Origin of the sequence: Bacillus pfraonensis (assembly GCF_050768835.1) — a bacterium.
GTDB classification, from domain to species: Bacteria; Bacillota; Bacilli; order Bacillales; family Bacillaceae_G; genus Bacillus_A; species Bacillus_A pfraonensis.
The window spans coordinates 1-291 of record NZ_JAHCDO010000120.1 but is presented as its reverse complement, the minus strand read 5'-3'; the positions used below and the strand labels follow the sequence as shown (position 1 = coordinate 291).

At 35.7% G+C, this 291-nt stretch carries 1 pseudogene; it reads left to right on the top strand.

Annotated features, from left to right (window positions below):
* A pseudogene (locus KFD70_RS29380) lies at window positions 1-182 on the top strand (hypothetical protein); the annotation flags it as partial.
* Window positions 183-291: the final 109 nt, after the last annotated feature.

Genomic DNA, 291 nt, shown 5'->3' with positions numbered 1-291 from the left:
TTGAGGCAAATGGTGAAGAGGCATTACAAGATCAACGAGGTCGAAAGAAAGAGGAATATGAATTAACAGTGGAAGAAAAATTTAAACTAGAAATGAAACGTTTAAAACGAGAAAATGAACGATTACGTGCTGAAAATGCTTTTTTTAAAAAGTTAGAGGAACTCGAAAGGAGGCGTCGTTAACAAGTATTCGTCTACAAAATAAATATAGAGCGATTCAAGATTTACATGCGAACGAAAATCTGTCAGTCATCCTTTTATGTGAAATTGCCGGTGTATCTCGTGCTGCCTA